Origin of the sequence: Saccharothrix sp. BKS2, from assembly GCF_047689505.1 — a bacterium.
In the GTDB taxonomy this organism is placed as follows: domain Bacteria; phylum Actinomycetota; class Actinomycetes; order Mycobacteriales; family Pseudonocardiaceae; genus Actinosynnema; species Actinosynnema lopnurensis.
In genome coordinates this window covers 190,403-209,424 of sequence record NZ_JAUQOL010000011.1, presented here as the reverse complement: position 1 = coordinate 209,424, position 19,022 = coordinate 190,403, and the positions used below count along the sequence as shown (strand labels likewise).

At 74.7% G+C, this 19,022-nt stretch carries 17 protein-coding genes and 1 pseudogene; 11 read left to right on the top strand and 7 right to left on the bottom strand.

Annotated elements, in window-relative coordinates; all coding sequences use genetic code 11:
• Nucleotides 1-7 precede the first annotated feature (7 nt).
• Nucleotides 8-1,006, top strand: coding sequence for an iron-containing redox enzyme family protein (locus Q5530_RS24180; protein WP_415365035.1), 999 nt, complete (start codon nucleotides 8-10; stop codon nucleotides 1,004-1,006).
• 15 nt (nucleotides 1,007-1,021) lie between these two features.
• On the opposite strand, the gene Q5530_RS24175 is transcribed toward Q5530_RS24180, so the two are convergent.
• Together Q5530_RS24175 and Q5530_RS24170 are read right to left on the bottom strand one after the other, a co-directional pair.
• Complete coding sequence (locus Q5530_RS24175; RefSeq protein WP_380635010.1) at nucleotides 1,022-1,213, bottom strand: CDGSH iron-sulfur domain-containing protein; 192 nt, start codon at nucleotides 1,211-1,213, stop codon at nucleotides 1,022-1,024.
• Nucleotides 1,197-1,844, bottom strand: a complete 648-nt coding sequence (locus Q5530_RS24170) for a HemK2/MTQ2 family protein methyltransferase (RefSeq protein WP_415365034.1) — start codon at nucleotides 1,842-1,844, stop codon at nucleotides 1,197-1,199. The genes Q5530_RS24175 and Q5530_RS24170 overlap by 17 nt, the downstream gene beginning before the upstream one ends.
• 105 nt (nucleotides 1,845-1,949) lie before the next feature.
• Between Q5530_RS24170 and Q5530_RS24165 the strand changes: the two genes are divergently transcribed.
• The 3 genes from Q5530_RS24165 to Q5530_RS24155 all read left to right on the top strand — a co-directional run bounded on the left by Q5530_RS24165 (nucleotide 1,950) and on the right by Q5530_RS24155 (nucleotide 4,595).
• A complete protein-coding gene (locus Q5530_RS24165; protein ID WP_415365033.1) occupies nucleotides 1,950-2,747 on the top strand; it encodes an alpha/beta hydrolase in 798 nt (265 codons plus the stop codon).
• A 30-nt stretch (nucleotides 2,748-2,777) separates the two neighbouring features.
• Nucleotides 2,778-3,986 (top strand): hypothetical protein, encoded by a 1,209-nt coding sequence (locus tag Q5530_RS24160; RefSeq protein ID WP_415365032.1) that lies wholly within the window; start codon nucleotides 2,778-2,780, stop codon nucleotides 3,984-3,986.
• A 69-nt stretch (nucleotides 3,987-4,055) separates the two neighbouring features.
• Nucleotides 4,056-4,595, top strand: coding sequence for a hemerythrin domain-containing protein (locus tag Q5530_RS24155; protein ID WP_415365031.1), 540 nt, complete (start codon nucleotides 4,056-4,058; stop codon nucleotides 4,593-4,595).
• A 21-nt stretch (nucleotides 4,596-4,616) separates the two neighbouring features.
• Here the strand turns inward: Q5530_RS24155 and Q5530_RS24150 are convergent, their stop codons facing one another.
• Nucleotides 4,617-5,048, bottom strand: coding sequence for a PPOX class F420-dependent oxidoreductase (locus tag Q5530_RS24150; RefSeq protein ID WP_415365030.1), 432 nt, complete (start codon nucleotides 5,046-5,048; stop codon nucleotides 4,617-4,619).
• Entirely contained in the window at nucleotides 5,045-5,914 is an 870-nt protein-coding gene (locus tag Q5530_RS24145; RefSeq protein WP_415365029.1) for an NAD(P)-dependent oxidoreductase, read from the bottom strand. Before Q5530_RS24145 ends, Q5530_RS24150 begins: the two co-directional genes overlap by 4 nt.
• A gap of 102 nt (nucleotides 5,915-6,016) precedes the next feature.
• Here Q5530_RS24145 and Q5530_RS24140 point away from each other — a divergent pair, with 102 nt between their 5' ends.
• The 4 genes and pseudogenes from Q5530_RS24140 (at nucleotide 6,017) to Q5530_RS24125 (ending at nucleotide 9,235) form a co-directional block, all read left to right on the top strand.
• Nucleotides 6,017-6,394 (top strand): MerR family transcriptional regulator, encoded by a 378-nt coding sequence (locus Q5530_RS24140; protein ID WP_415365028.1) that lies wholly within the window; start codon nucleotides 6,017-6,019, stop codon nucleotides 6,392-6,394.
• 86 nt (nucleotides 6,395-6,480) lie between these two features.
• Nucleotides 6,481-6,927, top strand: a pseudogene (locus Q5530_RS24135) (DUF6359 domain-containing protein); the annotation flags it as partial.
• A 24-nt stretch (nucleotides 6,928-6,951) separates the two neighbouring features.
• Nucleotides 6,952-7,710, top strand: a complete 759-nt coding sequence (locus Q5530_RS24130; RefSeq protein WP_415365135.1) for an endonuclease I family protein — start codon at nucleotides 6,952-6,954, stop codon at nucleotides 7,708-7,710.
• Between the two features lie 271 nt (nucleotides 7,711-7,981).
• Complete coding sequence (locus Q5530_RS24125) at nucleotides 7,982-9,235, top strand: serine hydrolase domain-containing protein (protein WP_415365027.1); 1,254 nt, start codon at nucleotides 7,982-7,984, stop codon at nucleotides 9,233-9,235.
• Nucleotides 9,236-9,569: 334 nt separating this feature from the next.
• On the opposite strand, the gene Q5530_RS24120 is transcribed toward Q5530_RS24125, so the two are convergent.
• On the bottom strand, nucleotides 9,570-10,607 hold the full coding sequence (locus Q5530_RS24120; RefSeq protein ID WP_380635020.1) for a Gfo/Idh/MocA family protein: 1,038 nt from the start codon (nucleotides 10,605-10,607) through the stop codon (nucleotides 9,570-9,572).
• Between the two features lie 367 nt (nucleotides 10,608-10,974).
• Here Q5530_RS24120 and Q5530_RS24115 point away from each other — a divergent pair, with 367 nt between their 5' ends.
• A complete protein-coding gene (locus Q5530_RS24115) occupies nucleotides 10,975-12,528 on the top strand; it encodes a class I adenylate-forming enzyme family protein (protein ID WP_415365026.1) in 1,554 nt (517 codons plus the stop codon).
• 124 nt (nucleotides 12,529-12,652) lie between these two features.
• On the top strand, nucleotides 12,653-14,068 hold the full coding sequence (locus tag Q5530_RS24110) for a CoA transferase (RefSeq protein ID WP_415365025.1): 1,416 nt from the start codon (nucleotides 12,653-12,655) through the stop codon (nucleotides 14,066-14,068).
• Nucleotides 14,069-14,150: 82 nt separating this feature from the next.
• Here Q5530_RS24110 and Q5530_RS24105 read toward each other — a convergent pair whose 3' ends face one another.
• The gene (locus Q5530_RS24105) at nucleotides 14,151-15,692 is read right to left on the bottom strand and encodes a PQQ-binding-like beta-propeller repeat protein (RefSeq protein ID WP_415365024.1); all 1,542 of its coding nucleotides are present in this window, start codon (nucleotides 15,690-15,692) and stop codon (nucleotides 14,151-14,153) included.
• 170 nt (nucleotides 15,693-15,862) lie between these two features.
• On the opposite strand from Q5530_RS24105, the gene Q5530_RS24100 reads away from it, so the two are divergent.
• Nucleotides 15,863-17,089: a D-arabinono-1,4-lactone oxidase gene (locus Q5530_RS24100; RefSeq protein WP_415365023.1), complete on the top strand. Its 1,227-nt coding sequence runs from the start codon at nucleotides 15,863-15,865 to the stop codon at nucleotides 17,087-17,089.
• A gap of 37 nt (nucleotides 17,090-17,126) precedes the next feature.
• On the opposite strand, the gene Q5530_RS24095 is transcribed toward Q5530_RS24100, so the two are convergent.
• Nucleotides 17,127-18,932 carry a cyclic nucleotide-binding domain-containing protein gene (locus Q5530_RS24095; RefSeq protein WP_415365022.1) on the bottom strand — a complete coding sequence of 602 codons (1,806 nt, stop codon included), beginning with the start codon at nucleotides 18,930-18,932 and terminating at the stop codon, nucleotides 17,127-17,129.
• Nucleotides 18,933-19,022 lie beyond the last annotated feature (90 nt).

Sequence of the window (19,022 nt, the reverse complement as noted above, 5' to 3'; positions counted from 1 at the left end):
AACGCGCATGACCTCTTTGGACCGGGCCGTCGACTCGGCCGTACTGCCCGCGCCGCGCGGGCCGTTGTCGGCGGCGGTGCTGGACGCCCTGCGCGGCGCCCCGCCCGCCGTCGGACTGCCGGCGGGCGTCACCGCCGACCCGTACGGCGAGGACCTCCAGCTGGCCCTGCACGTCTGCTACGAGCTGCACTACCAGGGCTTCGCGGGCGTGTCGGACGAGTGGGAGTGGGACCCCGAGCTGCTGAGGTTCCGGGCCGCGCTGGAGCGCGTCTTCCTGGACGCGCTGCGCGCCGACGTGCCGGGCGGCTCCGACCTCACGGGCGTGCTCGACGAACTGCTGGTCGAACCGGTCGACGGCACGGGCGTGAGCCACTTCCTCCGGGACCGGGGCGAGTGGTGGCACGTGCGCGAGTACTTCGCGCTGCGCTCCATCTACCACCTCAAGGAGGCCGACCCGCACGCCTGGGTCATCCCGAGGCTGCGCGGCAAGGCCAAGGCCGCGCTGGTGGCGGTGGAGTTCGACGAGTTCGGCGGCGGGCGCGGCGACCGGATGCACTCGCAGCTGTTCGCGAACCTCCTGGACGGCGCCGACCTCGACCACGGCTACCTGCACTACCTGGAGCACGCGCCCGCGGTCATGCTCGCCACGGTGAACCTGATGTCGCTGTGCGGGCTGCACCGGTCGCTGCGCGGCGCGCTGGTCGGGCACTTCGCCGCCGCCGAGATCAGCACCGCGCCCAGCGCCGCCCGGATGGCCAAGGCGCTGGAGCGCCTGGACGCGCACCCGGACTGCGTCGAGTTCTTCACCGAGCACATCGAGGCCGACGCCGTGCACGAGCAGGTGATGCGCCTGGACGTGATCGGCGACCTGCTCGACCGCGAACCGGAGCTGACCGCGTCGGTGGTGTTCGGCGTGCAGGCCACCGAACTGCTGGAGGCCCGGCTGGGGGAGCACCTGCTGGGGGCGTGGGAAAAGGGGCAGACGGCGCTCCGCCTGCCCCTCTAGCCCGGTGTGCCCGCCCTAACGTCGTTTGCGGTGGCTCGTGTCGCACAGCGGGTAGCGCTTGCTGCGGCGGCACGAGCAGACCGCGACCACGAACCGGTCCGAGCTCACCACCGTGCCGTCCTCCATCCGCACCTCGACCGGCCCCTCCACCAGGAGGGGACCGCCGGGCACCACGGTCACCTTGCGCGCGTCACGCGGCGTCGGCACGGATCACCACCAGTTCCTCGTGCTGCTGGCCCTCCTCGATGAGCCCCTGCTCGCGCAGCCACGGCGCGCGGCCGCGCATGACCGGTCCGAAGGGGATGGTCCGGCGCGCCACCACGGCCGCCTTGAGGCCACCGCCGCGCAGCTGGCGCAGCGTCACGTCCGGGTCGCAGAGCTCGGAGTGCACGATCAGCCCCACGCCCTTGGCCGCCAGCAGCAGCGGCAGCACCGCGCACAGCCGGTCGAGCACCGCGCGCCCGCGCGAACCCGCGTCCCAGGCCCGCTCGCGGCCGCGCGCGGGCACGGTCGTGCTGGGCACGTAGGGCGGGTTCGCGGTCACCACGTCGAACTCGCCGGTGCCCACCAGGTCGCCGAAGTCGCCGTGCCGGGCGCGGACGGGCACGCCCCGGAACCTCCCGTTCACCCACGCCGCCGCCACCGCGCGCCGACACCGGTCGACCGCGGTCACCTCGCCCGCACCGGCCCGACCGGCGGTGACCGCCAGGGCCCCGGTACCCGTGCACACGTCCAGCACCCGCGCGCCGCGCGGGATGCCCGCCTCCGCCAGAGCTTCGACCATGAGCCAGGTGTCCTCCTGCGGGCGGTACACACCGGGCGGTCGCCAGAACCACATAGGACAGTGGTTCCCGACGTTCGGATCCGCAAACGAACCGCGATGCGGAGGTTCAACCGCCCTCTGACGGGGGAACCCCCGGTTCCCGGACGTGGAGGTGTTGCCGTGGGTGTAGTAGAAGCGGCACGTGCCGCCGCCAGGGAGCAGGTCGTGGTGGCGATGCTGGACATCCCGCGCCTGATCACGCACCCGGCCTGGCGCGGGGCCGACCCGGACGAGGGCAGGGGCCTCGGCGTCCTGCTCGTGCCGGGTTTCGGCTTCGGCGACCTGAGCCTGCGCCTGACCGGCACGTGGTTGCGCAACCGGGGTTACGTGCCCGCGGGGGCGCACATCGGGCTCAACATCGGGTGCACCACGCAGCTGGTGGACCGGTTGGAGCGGCGCCTCCAGGCGCACGCGGAGGAGACCGGCGGCCCGGTCGTGCTGTTCGGCCAGAGCCGCGGCGGTGGCCTGGCCAGGCTGCTCGCCGTGCGGCGGCCGGAACTGGTGCGCGGCCTGGTGATGGTCGGCAGCCCGGTGCTGGACACCCTGGGCGCGCACCCGAGCGTGGTGCGGGTGGCGCGGATGCTGGCGCGGCTGTCCGCCGCCGGTCTGCCCGGGTTGCTGGACGAGGACTGCTTCGCGGGCTCCTGCTACGAGACCAACTCCGAGGCCATGGCCCGACCGCTGGAGGTGCCTGCCGTCGCGGTGTTCTCGCCCAACGACGTGATCGCGCCGCCGAAGCTGTGCGCCGACCCGTGCGCGGAGTGCGTGGAGGTCAGGAGCACGCACACCGGCATGGCGCTGGACCCGGAGCTGTACGAGCTGCTGGCGCCCCGGTTGGCGGCGTGGGCGCGGGAGGCGGAGCCGGCCACCGAGGTGGAGCGGGCGCCGGAACCGGTGTCGTTGGCGAGCACGGCGTGAGATGATCTCTACGCTGCCTGGATGAGTTGGGTGACCATCCAGCAGTACCGGTGGACCAGCCGGACCGGTCCTGACCACCTTCCCGCGGTCGACGAGATCTTCCCCTTCGGGGAGCGTCGCCGGTTGCCGGTCGACGTGGCGGACATCATCTTGATCAACGCCATGGCTCCCACGGCATCGTTGAAGATCAAGTATGCGACGCGGGAGAATGAGCTGCGCCTGCTGCGGAGCTACCTGCTCGACAGAGCGGACGGAGCTGTTCACCTGCTGCACGACGAGTTCCGCTCCAGCTCCCTCCACGTGCGCCGCTTCGTGAGCGAGTCGTTCGGCCTGGGTATGCTCTCGGCCGCAGTGCAGAGCGCCTACGAGTGGGTGGCCGGTTCCGACGCGCTCTACAACTTCGATGCCCTGCCGGTGGCATTGGCGCGGAAGTACTCGAAATCGCGTATTCGGCCCGACCTCCTTTTCCGCACGCCGGAGTTCTTGCTCGCCGGTGAGGCCAGGGGCCGCTCCTCCCGGCCCTCTGCCTCGACCGTCCAGCAGGAGGAGCGGCTCAACAGGTTGCTGCCCTGGGCGCACGCCCGGAACCAACCCCTGGTCATGACCTGGGCGTACCTGACTGCCGACGGTGTGACCGTCCACCTCTACGCGCCGGCTGAAGAGGGGGATTGGTTGGACGGTGAAGTGGGTGAGCCGCGCCCGCCGTCTCCGCCTTGGCACATGGATGAAGCTGCCCTGACGACCCTCCCCGGAGTGGTCGCACCCGATGCGCTCCCGGCTCCGGTCGAGGGCGACGCCTTCCCGACCCCGCACGGCGCCGAAGCGGACACACCCAGGTGGTCCCCTCCGCCGAGGCGGCCGCGATCGGCCGACCTGGTGTCCGCCGACGCCCTGTTCTCCGCCGGTGAGGACGTGCTGCCCCTGGTGGCCCACCAGCTGTTCGAGTCGGCGCCGGAAACGCCTACGCGGGTGGCGGGCCGGTCGATGAGGGGCAGGTGGATCCCGATCGATCCGGTGGACGTGGGTCGGGGTTCTCTGCTGCTGGGTGTCCTCGACGAACCCCTGTCGCCGCAGGAGGGTTGGGCGTTGGTCCGCGACCTGCGGGCCAGGCACCGGGCAGGAGGTCCCGACGCGGACCGGTTCGCCGGTGGCGACCTGGCCGTTGCCGCTCGGGGGAGGTTCCTGGTCGCCGTCGCACCACGGCGACAGGGCCAACCGTGGGACGTGCTCGCCGATTGAACCGGGATCGCGGTGGCGGACTGCCGAGGCGCGGCGCAAGACCGGTGTCGCCGGCGAGCACCGCGTGAGATGATCTCCCCCCGGTACGAGGGGGACCACATCGACGACCCGTCAGCGCGCCTCGTGGCGTTCGGCAACCAGCTGGTGCAGGTGCACATCGCGCTGCGCGAACGGCTGGAGGAGCTGGGCGACCACCTGGAGGAGCACCTGGCCGGCGAACGCGGCCGGCCGATCGACCTGCGGACGCACTGCCTGTCGTTCTGCGCGGCCGTGACCACGCACCACACCGCCGAGGACGACGGCGCGTTCCCCGTGCTGGCGCGGGAGCACCCCGAGCTGCGCCCGGTGCTCGACGAGCTGGGCCGGGACCACCGCATCGTCACCGACGCGCTGCGGGAGCTGGCCGAGCTGGTCGAGCGCGCGGGGGAGGGCGGCGTGTCCGCGCTCGCCCTGCGCACCGAGCTGGACAGCGTGGCCGCGTTGCTGGAGACCCACTTCACCTACGAGGAGCGCCGGCTCGCGGACGCGTTGTCGGGGTTGACCGGCAGGCTCGGCGCGGTTGACGCCGACCTGGTGGCCCGCGCGGTGCAGGTGCCCCGCGACCCGTGACCGCGCCCCCCGCCGGAGTGGTCAGCCGATGTCGGCGCCGTACACGTGGTCGACCGCCATCGTCATGAGCACCCGGCGGTCGGCCACCATCACCGACCGGTACTCCTCCCAGTCCGGGTGCTCGCCCGCGGCCAGGCGGTAGTACTCCACCAGCGCCTCGACCTCGGGGCCGCCGGGGTCGGTGCCCGGCCCGGTCAGCGTCACCGAGCCCTCGGCGGTGGCCCACGACCGGCCGTTGGCGCTGGTGACCTCCAGCGCGGCCCTCGGATCGCGGCGCAGGTTCGCCGTCTTGGCCCGGCCCTCGGTCATGGACACGTAGAGGACCTCGTGCTCCCGGTCGTAGTACGGCATGACGGGGGAGAGCTGGGGGCGGCCGTCCGCCTTGATGGTGGCGAGCACGCCGAGCCTGCTCCGCGCGAGCAGCGCGCGGGGGTCGAACGGGTCCTCGGTCACGGCCGCACCTCCGAGGGGTCGCGGAACTGCTCGACCACCGCAGCGTAGCTGCTGCCGCCGTGCCCGGCGGCCACCGCCCGGTCGGCCAGGGCCCGGAACAACCGCGGCAGTTCGGCGTTCACGCCGAGCGATTCGCTCTCCCGGACGAGGTGCTCGATCGCGGCCAGCTGGGTGTCGAGGGTGGCGTCGAAGGGCGGGTAGGCGCCGTCGTCGACCTGCCGTGCGTAGGTGGGCAACCAGTCGGCCGCGGTCGCCAGCAGCGTGCCGGCGAACGGGGTGAACGCGGCGGCGTCGACGCCCGCGGTGCCGAGCAGGGCGCTGCCCTGGAGGAAACCGTTGACCACGCTCCACATCAGGCCCAGCAGGGCCGCGTCGTGCAGCGAGGACAGGCCGTGGTCCTCGCCGAGGTAGGTCGTGCCCGCGCCGAGAACGCGCAGGACCGGCTCGTGCGCCTCGAAGGCCCACCGCGGTCCGCTGTGGAGGACGACGGCGTCCGCCGTGCCGATGGCCCGGGGCACGGCCATGACCGCGCCGTCGAGGTAGGCGCCGCCGCGCCGCGCCACCCGCTCGGCGGTCTCCCGGGCCTGGTCCGACGTGCCGGAGGTCAGGTTGACCAGGACCCGGTCGTGGAGGAGGTCGCCCAGCAGGTCGAGCAGTCCACGCACGGCCGCGTAGTCCGAGACGCAGACGACCACGAGGGGACTGGCCGCGACGGCGCCGCGGAGCGAGTGGGCGGGCTCCGCGCCCTGCGCGACAAGTGGTCCGGCCTTCGCCGGGGTGCGGTTCCACACGGTCGTGGGGTGCCCGTCGCGCAGGAACGCCGCGGCCAGCGCCCGCCCCATCAGGCCCAGACCGACGACGGTCACGGGGGTGCGGTGGTCCGGCATCACGCGCTCCGGGGGAGTTGTTCGGTGTTCATGGCAGGATCATCGACCTTCACACCGATATGAAGGTCAAGGGGAGCGGACGTGCTGATCGGGGAGCTGAGCCGGCGGACCGGGGTCCACGCGCACCAGTTGCGCTACTACGAGGCGCAGGGCCTGCTGGTGCCCGGCCGCGGCGCCAACGGCTACCGCGAGTACGGCGACGACGCCGTGGTGGCGGTGGTCCAGATCAGGAGGCTGCTCGACGCCGGGCTGTCGACGCGGGAGATCAGGTTCGTGCTGCCGTGCGCGTCCGGGGCGGTGCCCGAACTCGAACCCTGCCCCGAACTCGTGGGCGGCCTGCGCGACCGCCTGCGCGAGGTGGACGAGCGCATCGACACCCTCACCCGCTCGCGCCGAACCCTCCACGAGTACCTGACCGCCGCCGAACGGCGTACCCCGTCGTCCTCCCGCGGCTGTTGACGTCGGTGTCGCCCTGTGAATTTTCGTCCCCGAAGATTCGGCACTGATTCACTCTGAGGTGTTATTCCCCGTGCGATCCTGCCGAAGTGCGGCCACCCTGCGACGCCGCACCGGGGAGGAGACACGCGATCGTGAGGAATCGGTCCCTGCTTCATCCGATTGCTTTCGTGGTGACCGCCGTCGCGGTGGCGGCGGCCCTGGTGGTTCCGGCGGCGTCGGGCGCCGCGCCGGTCACGGTGGCCTCGGCCACCGGGCAGCAGAACGGCGCGACCGCGACCGTGCGGGGCTACGTGGTGGGTCAGCCGACCGCCACGAACACCGTGGTGCGGTCGGGCTTCCCGTCGGACTACGCGCTGGCGCTGGCCGACTCGCCCACCCAGACCGGCACCGGTCAGATGCTCTACGTCCAGGTCACGTCGTCGTTCCGGGCGCAGTGGGGGTTGCGCGCCAACCCCGGCCTGCTGGGCAGGCAGGTCGACGTGACGGGGGTGCTGGGCGCGTACTTCTCGCACCCCGGCCTCACCTCGACCACGGCGTTCGCCTTCGCGGGCGGCGCCGTGCCCACGACGACCGGCCCGACCACGACGACCAGGTCCACCACGGCGCCCACGACCACCGCGCCCGGTGGCGTGGACGACTACTACCGCACCGCGCTGGGCAAGTCCGGGGCGACGCTGAAGACGGCGCTGCACGGCATCATCCGCAACCAGACCCGGTTGTCCTACGACCAGGTGTGGGAGGCGCTGAAGGTCACCGACGAGGACCCGGCCAACCCGAACAACGTGGTGCTGCTGTACTCGGGGCGGTCGCAGTCGAAGTCGGCCAACGGCGGGAACGCCGACGACTGGAACCGCGAGCACGTCTGGGCGAAGTCGCACGGCGACTTCGGCACCGCGACCGGGCCGGGCACCGACGTGCACCACCTGCGGCCGGAGGACGTGTCGGTGAACGCCAACCGGGGCAACAAGGACTTCGACAGCGGCGGTTCGGTGGCGGCCGAGGCGCCGGGCAACTACACCGACGGCGACTCCTGGGAGCCGCGCAACGCGGTGAAGGGCGACGTGGCGCGGATGCTGTTCTACATGGCGGTGCGCTACGAGGGCGGCGACGGGTTCGCGAACCTGGAGCTGAACGACCGCGTCGCCAACGGGACGGCGCCGTACCACGGGCGGTCGTCGGTGCTGCTGCGGTGGCACGCGCAGGACCCGCCGGACGCGTTCGAGAAGCGCCGCAACCAGGTGATCCACGACCGGTTCCAGGGCAACCGGAACCCGTTCGTCGACCACCCGGAGTGGGCGGCGTCGATCTGGGGCTGACCCGGCCGGCACTGCCCTTCGCACGCGACCAGGACGGCGGCGTGGACCCGGTCCACGCCGCCGTCCTTCGTGCGCCGGTTGCCGAACGCGGCGCTTGGCGCGTGTTGTCCGTTGTGGACGGTCAGAGGTGTATGGCGGGCATATCGCGGGCATATCGAGAACCGCATACGCCACCGCAACGGTCCCGGGTCTTCGGTGGAGGGGTGGACCGCGGCGCACCCGCACAGGGGTGGCGCAGGCGCGGTTCCTCGACCGAGGGAGGACCGTGATCGTGGAGCCTGGTTCCGCGGGTGGTGTCGACCGGCGGCGGTTGCTCGGGTGGGGCGGGTTGGCGGCGGCCGGCGTGGCGGCCGGTGCGCCGCCGGCGGGCGCCGCGCCCGGCCACGCCGCGCCCGAGCCGTCCGGGCACGACCGGATCCCGCCGGACACCCGACCCGGTGGGGCTTATGACCGTCATGTCGCGGAGCTGGCCGCGCGGGACGGGTTCTCCGGTGTGGTGCTGCTGTCGCACCGGGGCCGGACCGTGCTGTCGCGCGCCTACGGCATGGCGGACCGGGAGAGGGGGATCCGCAACCACGAGGACGTCGCGTTCAACCTCGCCTCGGCGAGCGGGCCGTTCCTGGCGGTGGCCGTCCTCCGGCTGGTGCAGCGGGGCAGGGTCGCGCTGTCGGACGCGGTGGGCGCCCACCTGGACGGCCTCGCCGCGGACATCGCCGGGCAGGTGACCATCCACCACCTGCTCACCGGCACCTCCGGGCTGGACGCGCCGATGCCGGACTGGCAGCGCGTCTTCCACAGCGAGGAGGAGGTGCGCGAGCACCACCGGTGGTGGACCCGGCAGGCGACGCTGGTGGGCGTCCCCGGCGCGGGGTCCAACGGCCACCTCCCCGGCGCCGGCGCCGGCATGGCCATGGCCGCGCAGGTCGTGGAGGCCGTGACCGGCACGACGTACTGGGACCACGTGCACGAGCACGTCCTCGGACGCTCCGGCACGACCCGCTCGGGGTACTTCACCAGGACGCGGTGGCTCACCGACGAGCGCATCGCGCACCCGTACATGCGGCAGCCCGACGGCAGCCGGGTGGACGCGGTCCGCAACCTGGACCGGGGCAGCCTGAACCCGCGGGCGCCGGGCCGCAACCCGGGCCGCGGCTTCATCGGCTACGCCTCGGGCGACGGCTTCGCCACCGCGCCGGACCTGGTCCGGTTCGCGCGGGCGCTGGGCGACGGCACGGTGCTGGACCGGCCCTACGCGGACCTGCTGACCGGGGCCAAGCTCCCGGGGAGCACGCCCACGTCGTTCCGGGCGTACTCGGGTCCGCTCCACCTCGTCGACGGCCGCCAGTGGGTGTTCGGGCGCGGTGGAGGCGGGGGCGGCATCTCCGTCAACTGGAACGTCTACCCGGACACCGGTTGGGTCGGCGTCGTCCTCGCCAACTACGACGACATCCCGCTGGGGGGAATCCTGCGGCGGGAGGAGCAGGCCGTCACCGGTCGGCCGGTCGACCCGCCGGGTGGTGACTGATCTCCGGGTGGCGACTGACGCGCGACCACGGCCGGCCCGGCACCGGGCCGGCCTCCCACCCCGGCGGCCTCCGTCACGATCCGGTCGCCGGGACCCCGCAGCCGTCCCACCTCACCCGACCCGGTCCCGCTCACCGGTGCCCATTTCCGCTCGGTTCGCCCTACCGCGCCGCGCAACCGCCGTCACCTCGCCCGTTGTTTCGACCGGATGACCGCCAGGAATATTTTCGCGTGCCGCATTCCGGGGAAATCGCACCCCGCCCCGGTTCCGCCGCTGCTTTTCCGGTACTCCCGTGCGCGGCAGCACCGCGCCGGCAATCACCGCCGGCACCGGTTCAGCGGACGTGCGCCGCCGCCACCCGGCCCGGCGACTCCGACCGGGCCGCGGGCACCACGGGCTCCGCGCAGATGTTCTTGGCCACCGACAGCAGCTGCACCACGTCGGTGGCGAAGGCGAACCCCCGCGCGTGCTGGTCCCCGGCGGCGTGGAACAACCGGTAGGCCCGGATGATCCACTCGGTCATCGAGTCGTCCCGCAGCACCTCGTGCTCGCGGTGCCCGTTCACCGTCACCGTCAGCTGCGAGTGGTCGTCGTCGTCGCTGACCGCGAAGTGGCCCACCGCGACGCCCCGCTCGAACTCCACGGTGATCCGCCGCTCCCGCACCGGCGAGGTCAGGTCCGAGCTGATCTCGGTGCGCACCCCGTTGTTGTGCCGCAGCCCCACCCGCGCGCCACCCATCCTGGGCACCACCACATCGCCCACCACCAGGTCGAACCCCGCTGCGTGGGTCACCCGCGCGCTGCCCGCGAGCCGCAGCGCGAGCCCCACGCCGTGCGGCAGCTCCACGTCGAACGCGGTCGGGTGGCTCGGCCTGGTCAGCGACCTGCGGAAGCGCGGCCTGTCCTGCACGACCGAGATCGCCCTCGGTTCGCCCAGCGACCCGCCGCGCACCAGCCCGACCAGCCGTTCGGCGAGCGTGCTGGTCAGCCACGGCTCGACCACCGCGACCCGCAGGCCGTGCTTGCGCCGCAGCCGGGTGATCCGGGCCAGGTCGTCGGTGTCCGCGGCCAGCGGCTTCTCGACGATCACGTTGCGGAACCCGCGCTCGGCCAGCTGCGCGATCACCTCGGCGCGCGCCGCCGGCGGCGTGCACACGTGCGCCACCGTCTCGGCCGGGTCCAGCAACGTGGCGGCCTCGGCCAGGCTGCCCACCATCGCCAGCCCCGGGCGTTCCGCGGGCAGCCGGCGCGGGTCGCACGCCACCACCGGTCGGTCGTCGAACAACTGCCGGACCGAGGCCCGAGCCCTGGCCAGCACCGGCAGGTGCAGGTCGGCCCCGGCCCGCCCCAACCCAACGACGAGTGTTCGCACCAGAGAGCCCCGCCCGTCCCGTGTGATCGCGGAAGACATCGAGAAATAACGATCGGAATTACCTGCCGATGACGTTAGTCGGGGATGTGCCGACGTTGTCAACTCCGCGTCCGCGAGTTGACCAGGAAGAGTGAACTGGCCGGTGACCCAAGGCTCTCCCGGCCGCCTGACATACGCTCGCAGTCGGAGCGACGACAGCGGAGGTGAGCGCGTTGACCGGGCCATTCTTCACGCGATCGACGGCATTTTGTGATTTGTGGCAGATGGCCCCGCGGAATGTTGTCGGAGTGGTCGGGAACGGCGAGTTCCCGCGCGGGTCCGAAGTGCTCGAATTCGAATCGCGGGCCGTGCCGAGGGGATGGCACGCGTGAAACCCCACGACCTGGGCACGCTGTTCGACGAGGTCGCCTCGCGCCGGCCGCACACCACCGTGCACCTGGACCGGCCCTTCGACATCGCGCCCGGCGACGGTCCCGGCGCCGTCGAGCACACCGTGCCGGAGCTGGCCTGGCTGGTGCGCGAGGCCGCCGGGTGGCTGCACGCCGCGGGACTGCGCCGCGGCGAGCGCGTCGCCGTGGTCAAGCGCAACCACTACGACTACGCCCTGCTGGCGTGCGCGGCGATCCGGCTCGGCGCGGTGCCCGCGCTGATCTCCGGTCGCCTGCCCGACGACGTGCTGGAGGTCCTGCTCAAGCGCCTGGAGCCGGCCCTGCTGGTGACCGACCGCCGCCCGCCCGCCGACGCCGCCCGCCGCGTGCTGTCGCTGGACCCGGCGGTGGAGGGCGCGCTGACCCTGGACGACGTGCGCGGCCAGGGCGTGCCCGCGCCCCGGCGCAGGCACGACGACGAACCGCTGGTGATCCACCACACCTCCGGCACCACCGGCGTGCCCAAGCTCGTCGTGCACACCACCCGCACCCTGGCGCACCGGCCGTCCCGCGTCGGGGTGGCGCGGTGGCCGGTCATCGGGGCGCGCCGGGACGACGTGGTCGCCAACGGCGCCTCCTACGCCCACGTCCGGGCGTTCCGCTGGACCGCGGGCGTGTTCCGCCGGGCTCCGCGCGAGGTCGTGCTGCTCAGCGAGGCCGGCTCCGCCGAGCGGGTGTTCACGCAGCACCCGCCGACCACCCTGGAGGCGCTGCCCGCCGCCTACGCGCGGTGGCGTCCCCTGGCCGCCCGGCCCGACAACCCGTTCCACGACGTGCGGCTGTTCGTCAGCGCCTACGACGCGGTGCACCCGCCCGTCGTCCGGACCATGCTGCACGCGTCCCGCCGCCGGTGGCCGGTGTGGGTGCAGGGCTGGGGCCAGAGCGAGACCGGTCCGCTGACCTCCCGGTTCCTCACCCGCCGCGCGGTCAACCGCCCCTTCGACGCGCGCGACCTGGGCCGCCCGGTGCCGGGCCGCACCCGGCTGCGCGTGGTCGACCCGGACACCCTCGAACCCGTGCCGCGCGGCCGGGCCGGGCTGCTGCTGGCCCGCACCGCCGCCCGCTGCCCGGGGTACGTCGGCGAGCAGGACCGCTGGCTGGCCAAGACCAGCGGGGCCTGGTGGCACACCGGCGACCTCGGCGTGCTCACCCGCGGCGGCGCGGTGCGGCTGCTGGACCGCGAGGTGGACGCCGTGCCCGGCCTGAGCTGCCTGGAGGTGGAGGACCTGCTGGAGGACCGGCTCCCCGAGGTGGTGGAGTGCGTGGTGCTGGGCGCCCCCGGCGGCCCGCCGGTCCCGGTGCTGGTGCTCGACGGCCCGCTGGACCCGCCCGCCTGGCGGCGCGCCGTGGCCGACCTGCCGCCCCTGGCCGCCCCGCACGTGCTGGCCTGGGACGAGGTGCCGCGCACCGTCACCGGCAAGGTCCGCCGCCTCGACCTGCTCATCCGGCTGACCGGCGCCGCCGAGATCCACGGCAGTGGGCGGTGGACGTGACCACCCGCGTCCCGGAACGCGCGCGGGTCGCCGAGCGGCACCGTCTCCTGTCCGCCGCCCACGACTCGCCCACCCCCGGCCGGTTGGAGCGGATCTGCGTCCATCCCCACCGACTGGAACCGGCATGACCACCTCCACGCTGACGGCCGTGCCCTGGTCCGGCCCGGTGGACCTGGCGCTCGCCGGCGAGCTGGACGTGCAGGCCGCGTGCGGGCTCATGCACGTCCACGGCCGCCGCTTCGGGCGGCCCACCCCACTGGGCCTGGACTACGCCTCGACCCTGGCCGGCGAGCTGGCCGCGCTCGGCGCCGCGGCGCTGGAGTTGGCCCGGCTGCGCGGCGCGGCCGTGCGCTCGGTGACCACCTCCGTCGCCCAGGCCGCCCTGCTGGCGGTGTCGCAGTACCTGGCCGCGGCCACCACCGCCGCGGACGACGACGCCCCGGTGGTGCCCTTCGGCGTGGGCGGACCGCCGTTCGTGTCCGGTGACGGGGTGGCCTTCGAGCTGGAGGCGCCGGACGCCGAGGTGTGGCGGCGCTTCTGGACGGCCCTGCGCGCCGACCCCCGGGCGGTGGCCGGCTCGTGGCGGACCTTCGCCGACCGCTTCGCCACCGCCACCTGCCCGCTGCCTCCCGAGCTGACCGGGGTGACCGCGCGGTTGCCGCTCCAGGTGCTGGAACGCGCGGCGGCCGCCACCGGGACGAGCCTGGTGCGGGTGGCCAACCGGGTCCTGGACCACCTGCCCGCCTACCGGATCGCGGAGCTGCCCGGCGCGGCCGGTCCGCGGGTCCCCGCGCCGCGCGGCGCGCTGCCGCTGTCCGGCCTGGTCGTGCTGGAGTCGTGCCGCCGGGTCCAGGGCCCGTTGGCCGGGCACCTGCTGCGGCTGCTCGGTGCGGTCGTGGTGCGCGCCGAACCGCCCGGCGGCGACCCGGCCCGCGGCGTGCCGCCGGTGGCCGACTGCCGGTCCGGCCCGGTGTCGGCCCGCTTCCACGCGCTCAACCGGGGCAAGCGGGTGGTCGAGGTCGACCTGGCCACCGTGGCGGGGCGGCACGAGCTGCTGGAGCTGGCCGCCGACGCCGACGTGTTCCTGCACGACTGGGCGCCCGGCAGGGCGGAGCGGTGGGCGCTGCGGGCCCGCGACGTGGCCAGGGCGCGGCCGGGCGTCGTCTACGCGCACGCCTCGGGGTGGGGTGACGAGCTGGGGGACCGGCCGCCGCCGGCCACCGACTTCGTGGTGCAGGCGCACGCCGGCGTGCCGCCGTCGCTGATGACGGTGCTCGACGTGTTCGGCGGCGTGGTGTGCGCGCGGGGCGTGGTGGACGCGCTGGTGCGGCGCGTCCGCTCCGGCGCGGGCCGGGAGGTGCGCTCCTCGCTGCTGTCCGCGGCGTCCCGGCTCAACGCCCGCGCCACCCGGCGCTGCACCGCGCGGCTGACCGCACCGGTGTGCACCGACCTGGCCCGGCTGGCCGCCGACCCCCGGTTCGCGCGGGTGCTGGTTCGGGACGGCTGCGTGGTGCCGACCTCGCCGTGGGAGTTCTCGTGACGCGCGACCTCACGCCCGCCGAGCCGAACCGCGCCCGGGTGCGCCCGTCGAGCCCTGGCCGGCCCGGTACCCGACGGCCGGATCACCCCACCCCGTCCCCGACCTCGCCCGAACCAACCCCGGCGTCGCGCGGCACCAGCCCCACCACCGGCGACGGCGTGCCGCCGTAGGTCTCGCGGGCCACCACCACGGCGCCCGGCGCGGCGACCAGGTGCAGGTCGGACCGGGAACCGGAGCCGTCCAGCCGCACCGGGGTCGTGGCCGGCGGCGACCCGTCCAGCGGCTGGGTCACCACGGTCAGCTCCCGGCCGGTGTCCCGGCAGGCCCGCAGGTAGGTCGTTGCCGTCGTGGTGTCCGCGACCCGCCCGGGACACGCCTCGACCGACAGCGGCGTGGTGCCGCCGGTCCTCGGGTCAAGCGCCGAGGTCCGCCCGTCCGCCTGCTCCAGCAGCGGCGTGGCGCCCACCTCCACCCGAGCCGTCCACGGCGCCTCCGGCCGGGCCAGCGGCGTCCCGGTCTCCGCGTCGAACAGCCCACCGCCCGCCATCCGGGCCGACCACACCGACCCGTCCGGCGCACCCACCAGGACCACGTCGAACACCTCGCCGTTCAACGGCCCGGGGCGCACCTCGTGCCGCCAGCGCTCCCGCCCGCTCACCTCGTCCAGCGCCACGAGGGCCACCACGTCCCCGCACTCCACCACCACCGGCACCGTCGTGCGGCCCCGGGCCGGCAGCGTGTACCGCGACCCGCACCCCGCCGGCGCGGTCCACGTCCACCGCACCTCGCCGCTGTCCAGGTCGTAGCCGGTGACCACGTCCCGGTCCCGCACCGCCAGCGTCCGCGTCCCGGGCACGAGCTCGCCCACCTCCACCAGCACCGACCGCAGGACCACCTGCCAGCGCACCCGCCCGGTGCCCGCGTCCAGCACCACGACCAGCTGGGCCCGCGTGTCCCTCGTCGACCCGAACGCCACCACCACGGCCCGCCGGTCCATCGACGCGGCCACCGCGCCCACCCGCGCCCCGGGCCGCGCGTACCGCCACTCCTCCCGACCGTCGGGGCCGTTCAACCCCACCACGGCCCCCTCGCGCAGGCCCACCGCCACCCCGTGCCCGGCCGCCACCACCCCCACCACGTCGGACGAGGGCTGCCACGCCCACTGGCGGTCCCCGGGGCGTTCCGCCACCGGTTCCGGCGCGGAGTTCCGCGCGTCCCGCGCCTCCGACCGCACGACCAGGACTTCGGCCCCCGCCGGCGCCCCTGCCGCCACCACCGCCACCACCAGCGCCAACCCGGCGCCCACGGGCCGCACCCGCCAGTCCCGGCTCCGGAACACCCCGACCGCCACCGCCACCGCGCCCACCGCCAGCACGGGCAGGTCCACCCCGGTCAACCCGGTGCCCAGGTCCCGTCCCAGCAGCACGAGCGCCGCCACCGCCGCCCCGGCGCCCAGCACCGCCCCGGCCGGCCGCGCCCGGCCGAGGCCCAGCACCGCCGCCACGACCACCCCGACGGCCAACCCGATCGACCAGGCGTCCGGCCCGGGACGCGGGACGCCACCGGGCAGGAACGGCGCGCACGCGGCGCACAGGGCGCCGACGAGCGTCAGGTAGCGCAGCACGTTCCTGGGACGGGGAGTGCGGGAGATCCGTTCCGGTTCGGGCCCGGCTCCCGGCCCGGAGTCCGGTCACGCGCCGGGCGGGGTCCAGGCGCCGGAGCGACGACGGCCGGCCGACGGGGCGGGACGCCGACCGGGGGAGGCACCGCCGGTCCTGGGGCAGAATCGATCCGGTGAGCACCAACTGGGCAGGCAACGTCACCTTCTCCGCCGCGAGCACCGGGCACCCCCGCTCCCTCGACGACCTCCGGCAGCTGGTCGCCCGAGCGGAGACCGCCCACGTCGTCGGCACCGGGCACTCCTTCAGCACCGTCGCCGACACCACCGGCACGCTGATCAGCCTGGACGGCGTGCCCGAGGTGTTCGAACCCGGCGAGCACGAGGTCAGGACCAGCGCCGGCACCAGGCTGGCCCGCCTCGCCGACCTCCTCCAGGCCCGGGGCCTGGCCCTGCCCGCCATGCCCTCGCTCCCGCACATCACCGTCGCGGGCACCTGCGCCACCGCCACCCACGGCTCCGGCAACGACGTCCCGTCCCTCGCGAGCCTGGTCCGCGAGGTCGAGCTGGTCACCGCCGACGGCTCCCTCACCACCCTCACCCGCGGCCGGGACGCCGACTTCGACGGCGCGGTGGTCTCGCTCGGCGCGCTGGGCGTCGTCACCACCATGACCCTCGACGTCGTGCCCACGTTCGACGTGGAGCAGCGGGTCTTCGACGACATGCCCTTCGACGCCCTGGTCGAGCACGTCGACGAGGTCTTCTCCAGCGCCTACAGCGTCAGCGCCTTCACCACCTGGCAGGGCGTCGCCCGGGTGTTCACCAAGCGCCGCACCGGCGACGACCGGCCCGACCTGACCTGGACCGGCGCCACCGAGGCCGACGGGCCACGCCACCCGGTGCCCGGTCAGCCCGCCCTCAACTGCACCGCGCAGCTCGGCGAGCCCGGACCGTGGCACGAGCGGCTCCCGCACTTCCGGGCCGACTTCACCCCGAGCGTCGGCGCGGAGCTCCAGTCGGAGTACTTCATCGCCCGCGAGCACGCCGCCGACGCGCTGCGGGCCCTCAACGCCCTCGAGGAGCACTTCGCCCCGGTCCTGCTGACCTCCGAGATCCGCACGGTGGCCGCCGACACCCAGTGGCTGAGCACGGTCCACGGGCGCGACAGCGTGGCGCTCCACTTCACCTGGCGGCCCGACGAGCAGGGGGTCCGCCGGGTGCTGCGCCGGATCGAGGACGCCCTGGGCCCCTGGGACCCGCGCCCGCACTGGGGCAAGCTGACCGAGCTGACCGACCTCGGCGCCCGCTACCCGCACGTGGACCGGTTCGTCGAGCTCCGCGACCGCCTCGACCCCGCCGGCAAGTTCGGCAACCCGTTCCTCGACCGCCTGCTGGGCCGCTGACCCGGTGGGGTGGGGTCCACCCACCCCACCGGGGCGTTCACATCCGCGCGAACCGCCGCAGCAGGTCCAGGTCGGGCACCACCACGTCGCGCCGCAGGTGGCTGACCACCACGCCGGCCTTGCGCAGGTCCGCGAACGCCTTCTCGGCCGTGCGCGGCTTCATGCCCGCGATCGAGGCCAGCTCGACCTTGGTCAGCGGGATGCCCAGCACCCAGCCGCCGAGTTCCTGCCTGCCGTGCGCGCCGACCAGCTCGGCCAGCACCCGCGCCACCCGCTCGGCCGCGCTGTGGGAGAGGAAGTCGCGGCGGCGGCGGTTGGCCCACCGCAGCTGGTCGTCGATCACGCCGATCAGCTCGACGAACCCGTCGTTGCGGCGGTGCAGGAAGCTGTGCAGCTCGGCGCTGGTGATCAGCTTCGCCACCACGTCGCCGCAGGTCACGATGGTCGCGGACCGGGGCTTGTGGTCCATCGCGGCCATCTCGCCCACCAGGTCGCCCGCCACCCGCACGGTCAGCACGGCGCTGTCACCGGCCTCGTCGGTGACCAGCACCTTGACCACGCCGTCGAGCAGCAGGAACGCGTGCGTGTCGGTGGCGTCCTGCACGATGATCTCGCGGTCGGCGGCGTAGCGGACGGTGGTGCCGAGGTTCATCAGCTCCTGGCGGCTGGTCTCCCGCAGCCGGTTCAGCAGGGTGCCCGCCGGCCACTCCGCCGTGGTCGGCGAGTGCTGCCGCGCCGCCGGCGTGCCGGGCTTGGCGGTGGCCAGCGAACGGCCCGCGTCGGCGAACGAGGCGTACCCGCGCTCGAACGACGGGTCGGGCCCGGCGCCGGACACCAGCGCCTCGCACGCCCGCCGCTGCTCGTCCAGCTCCTGCACGGCCGGGTGGTCGGCGCCCAGCGCGGCGCTCGCCCGCCCGGACGCGTCGCGCACCAGGTCCAGCAGGCGCTGCGCCTGCGGCCGGGTGCCCTCCACGTGCGCCAGCTCCAGCTCGGCGGCGGCCAGGTTCGCCGCGGCGATCAACGCGTGCGGGTGGTCCGAGCCCAGCCTCATACCCGTCCGGTCGACGGCCGAGCGCAGGGCGGGCAGCGCGAGCCGCGCCCGCTCGGCGGACCGCCGCGTCCGGGCCAGCTCGAACTCGGCCGACGCCAGGTTGGCCTGCGCCACCAGCGACCGCGGGTGGTGGGAGCCCAGCGAGGCCAGCGCCCGGTCGGTGGCCTCGCGCAGGTCGCCCAGCGCCTCGGCCACCTCGTCCGCGTCGCCCTGCTCGCGGGCGATCCGGAACCGCGCGCACATCAGGTTCAACCGCACCGCGGCCGTCTGCGGGTGGTTCGAGCCGAGCACCGCCGCGTTGCGCTGGAGCGCCAGCTCCAGCGCGCCGGTCTCGCCGGGGTGGGCCGCCTCGACCGCCACGGCCACCGAGCCGACCGCGATCCGGTCGGCGGCGGGCGCGGGGTCGAGGAAGTCACCGACCACCTGGCGCAGCGGGGCGCCCCGGCCGAACGCGGCGCCGGGCACGCGCCGCCGCACCTGGCGCGGCGCGACCGCCCCGGGTTCGCGGCGACCGCGCGCGACCGCCACCAGCGCCTGCTGGTCGCGCACCCGCGCGGCCTCCGGCGAGGTGGGGTCGATCAGCGCCAGCATCGACACCAGCAGCACGTCCGCGGCGTCGGCCGAGCCGATCCGGGTCAGCGCGGCGGCGCAGCGCAGCAGCCGGTCCGCGTCCCGGCGCGCGCCGAGCGCGTCCAGCGAGCGCGCGAGCTCCACCGCGAGGCGCCGCGCCGCGAGCCGATCGGGGGCGGAGCGGGACAGGACTGCTTCGAGTTCGACCATTCGGCTGTTCATCCGGCACCCCAGGTGGTTGCTCGGTCCGCGACTGCGCGGTTCCTGCGGGTCACGCGTTCGGACGCCCTGTTCCGGCGTTCGGGCGCGTCT

Bases quoted from the DNA above. Each gene is read 5' to 3' on its own strand.
- Q5530_RS24155 (WP_415365031.1), top strand. From the start codon at position 4,056: ATGATCTCCCCCCGGTACGAGGGGGACCACATCGACGACCCGTCAGCG.
- Q5530_RS24180 (WP_415365035.1), top strand. From the start codon at position 8: ATGACCTCTTTGGACCGGGCCGTCGACTCGGCCGTACTGCCCGCGCCG.
- Q5530_RS24110 (WP_415365025.1), top strand. From the start codon at position 12,653: ATGACCACCTCCACGCTGACGGCCGTGCCCTGGTCCGGCCCGGTGGAC.
- Q5530_RS24095 (WP_415365022.1), bottom strand. From the start codon at position 18,932: ATGAACAGCCGAATGGTCGAACTCGAAGCAGTCCTGTCCCGCTCCGCC.
- Q5530_RS24170 (WP_415365034.1), bottom strand. From the start codon at position 1,844: ATGTGGTTCTGGCGACCGCCCGGTGTGTACCGCCCGCAGGAGGACACC.